We start from the raw sequence: 2,957 nt of genomic DNA, 5'->3' as shown, positions 1-2,957 counted from the left end.
GTTCAGGCAAATAAGCGATTTTTTAGAAGAAATTACGATAAATCAGTTGGGAGCGCTGAGAGGGGCTGAATAGTTACTGATATATCAGGTTCAATCCTTCAGGCAATCATCCTCATTGTTATCGTTGGTATTCTGACCATCATCGCGGTTGTGGTGATTGGCCTATCCTTTGCAAGATACACTACCGCACCCCTGGAAAAGACTGCTCACATGATCTCAGAGATGAGAAAAGGTCATCTTTCAGAGCGGTTGAACCTGGATCGTGATGACGAAATCGGAATTCTCGGGAGGGAAATGGACTCATTCTCTGAAAATCTTCAGAATTCAGTACTCGCTGCATTACAAAAGGTAGCTTCTGGTGATCTTTCGGTTACCGTAATCCCCAACGACGATGCTGATGAGATATCTCTCGCTTTGCAAAAATTGATCGCATCCTTAACAGGTATAACCGGAGAGATCAGAGGTCTCATTGCTGAAGCAGAAGAAGGCAAACTTAAAAAGAGAGGGGATTCTTCCCAGTTTATCGGAGTGTACCGGGATATTATTATTGGAATCAATAATATGCTCGACGCCATCACTACACCCCTGAATGAAGCATTAAGAGTAGCTGACCAGTTCTCACAGGCTAAATTTTCAGCCAGGTTTGACGAGACTGTATCAACCAGAGGAGATCTGATTGCACTCAAAGAAGGACTGAATACAATAGGTATTGAACTATCAGTTGCAATTAAAAACGTCTCTGAACAGGTCAGTGTACTTTCTGCCTCGTCAGAAGAAGCAGCTGCAAGTGTTGAGGAGATTACAGCAGGTGCAACCTCTATTGCTCAAAGTTCATCTGTCGTGAGCACGAATGCGGATAACAGTGTCCAGTCGGTAGAACAGGTTCTCTCTGCAATGGAAGAGTTGAATACCGCGGTCTCTACCGTTGCAACGAAGGTAGATTCAGTAAGCAGACTCACTCAGGAGGCCAACACAACCTCAACCAATGGTGTAGAACAGGCTGCGGTTGCTGAAGTGGGTATTCAGGCAATTAATGATGCTGTGCACGACGTGGATCTGATTATTTCAGAGATTCGGGGACAGATGATTGAGATCGGAAAGATCGTTGAGATCATCGGAAATATTGCAGACCAGACAAACCTCCTGGCATTGAATGCAGCGATAGAGGCGGCACGGGCAGGAGATGCAGGGATGGGATTTGCGGTGGTGGCAAATGAGGTCAAATCCCTGGCCCAGGAGTCTCAGGGATCTGCAGAAAATATCTCCAAGATCATCTCCTCACTTCAGCACCAGTCTGAACGGGCAGCAATTGCCATGAAACAGGCAAACACTCAGGTGGAAAAGGGATCTGCTGCAATTACAGACACCATAAAATTCTTTAACACGATAGCAGGGCAGGTTGAAAAGATTTCAATCCATATGACCGAGGTTGCCAGTTTATCTGAAGAGGAGGCTGCATCAGTGGAAGAGATCACCGCAAGTGTATCAGAAGTTAAGAGTATGGCGGTTGAGACTGCGAAAGAAGCGATCGGTTCAGCCTCTGCTTCTGAAGAGTCAGCATCGGCTTTGAATCAGGTTTCAACAATAATTGATGAACTTTCTATGATCGCTACCCGAATCAACGATTCGATGTCAAGACTCAACCGGTAAGAATTCCCGTATAAAAAACATCAGGTGTTTCATTCTCACCGGGGAACCTGACCTCAACATAGCCCTTTTTTTCCAAATCCCTGACATCGTAATACCATCTGATCCATAAGACAGGACTCCCTTGAGATCATTCACCGGGGGGAGTGTCATTCATGGGGTTCGCGCAATTAAGTGTCACCATTCTGGTGATTATTCCTCCTTGTTCGTCTCCGGATAGTACGTATAGCCAGGTAGATGTAGATCAGGGAGGGAAAAGCATCCATTCCGGTCCTAGTACCTGCGAGAAATGGTACGAACAGTTTTGTCAGTACCTGATATCATCGAATCATTCATCAGTATCTATGATGATTGGTAATATGGTAAATCATGAGCGAACAGAACCGAGTAAAGGCCGGACAAAAGGTAGGTCCTGGAAAATATGTCTGCGTAGACTGTGGAAAGACCTATGAAATGACCGATGCGGAGCAGGACCTTCGCCACTGTCCTGCCTGCTCATGTGAGATGTACGACTGCTTCCCGATTACTCATATCAGAGAAGATGTGAAAACTCCGGCAGATGCAGTACACCCACCAAAACGCCCCTGAACATTTTTTCAGGGATTGAAACGATCATATGAACGTTCAATTTGGAGTAGCTAAACATGGTTAATGTTTCAGAAAAAGGACAGGTCTTTGAGTGTGAGATCTGTGGAAATGTCGTAACCGTTCAGGAAGTCGGAGGCGGCGAATTGATCTGCTGTGGTGAACCGATGGTTCTGCAGGGGTAATGGGATGACCAAAACAGTTGATGATCTTGAGAAAAAGATAGGAAAGGTCCCAGGAGTATTCAAGAAGTTATCAGAGACAGACCCGGATCTTCATCAGATGATCCTGAAGCTGGACCATTATATCTGGGATGACGGGGCTCTCTCCAGCAAGACAAAAAAACTAATTGCGATTGCTATTGCGACCTCGATGCGGGACCAGCATGCTATCAAAGCACAGATGGCAGGGGCCAAAAATCTGGGAGTTACCAAAGATGAGGTTGAAGAGGCTTTACGAGTTGCATATCTGCTTGCTGGTATGCCTGCATATGTCAATGGCAAAGTAATTGAAGAAGAGATAATGTAGGCTCATTTGAGCAGCATTATCAGGAACCAGTTTTTCTGAATTTTCTTTTCGGTATGTAATTTACCCTAATTATGTGAAGAGTCAATAATTAAATTTTGACTGCGTCGAAATCATTATAAATCAGAGTGAAGTTCCTTTTCATAATTTCTAAATAGTTAATTCCCGTATGTATGATAACGGGATCAGTTATGAAGAGT

At 44.5% G+C, this 2,957-nt stretch carries 4 protein-coding genes; all 4 read left to right on the top strand.

Annotation, left to right across the window (positions count from 1 at the left end):
- Positions 1-150: 150 nt before the first annotated feature.
- The 4 genes from LUQ50_RS08715 to LUQ50_RS08700 all read left to right on the top strand — a co-directional run bounded on the left by LUQ50_RS08715 (position 151) and on the right by LUQ50_RS08700 (position 2,760).
- The gene (locus LUQ50_RS08715) at positions 151-1,650 is read left to right on the top strand and encodes a methyl-accepting chemotaxis protein (RefSeq protein ID WP_367278981.1); all 1,500 of its coding nucleotides are present in this window, start codon (positions 151-153) and stop codon (positions 1,648-1,650) included.
- Positions 1,651-2,016: 366 nt separating this feature from the next.
- The gene (locus LUQ50_RS08710; RefSeq protein ID WP_300039257.1) at positions 2,017-2,235 is read left to right on the top strand and encodes a hypothetical protein; all 219 of its coding nucleotides are present in this window, start codon (positions 2,017-2,019) and stop codon (positions 2,233-2,235) included.
- A 56-nt stretch (positions 2,236-2,291) separates the two neighbouring features.
- Positions 2,292-2,417 (top strand): desulfoferrodoxin FeS4 iron-binding domain-containing protein, encoded by a 126-nt coding sequence (locus tag LUQ50_RS08705; RefSeq protein WP_300039254.1) that lies wholly within the window; start codon positions 2,292-2,294, stop codon positions 2,415-2,417.
- Positions 2,418-2,421: 4 nt separating this feature from the next.
- On the top strand, positions 2,422-2,760 hold the full coding sequence (locus LUQ50_RS08700) for a carboxymuconolactone decarboxylase family protein (RefSeq protein ID WP_300039251.1): 339 nt from the start codon (positions 2,422-2,424) through the stop codon (positions 2,758-2,760).
- Positions 2,761-2,957: the final 197 nt, after the last annotated feature.

The sequence above is a fragment of the Methanospirillum sp. genome, from assembly GCF_028679455.1.
Lineage (GTDB): Archaea > Halobacteriota > Methanomicrobia > Methanomicrobiales > Methanospirillaceae > Methanospirillum.
Note: the sequence above shows the minus strand (reverse complement) of the source record. Positions and strands in the feature narration are given on the sequence as shown.

Bases quoted from the DNA above. Each gene is read 5' to 3' on its own strand.
- LUQ50_RS08710 (WP_300039257.1), top strand. From the start codon at position 2,017: ATGAGCGAACAGAACCGAGTAAAGGCCGGACAAAAGGTAGGTCCTGGA.
- LUQ50_RS08700 (WP_300039251.1), top strand. From the start codon at position 2,422: ATGACCAAAACAGTTGATGATCTTGAGAAAAAGATAGGAAAGGTCCCA.
- LUQ50_RS08705 (WP_300039254.1), top strand. From the start codon at position 2,292: ATGGTTAATGTTTCAGAAAAAGGACAGGTCTTTGAGTGTGAGATCTGT.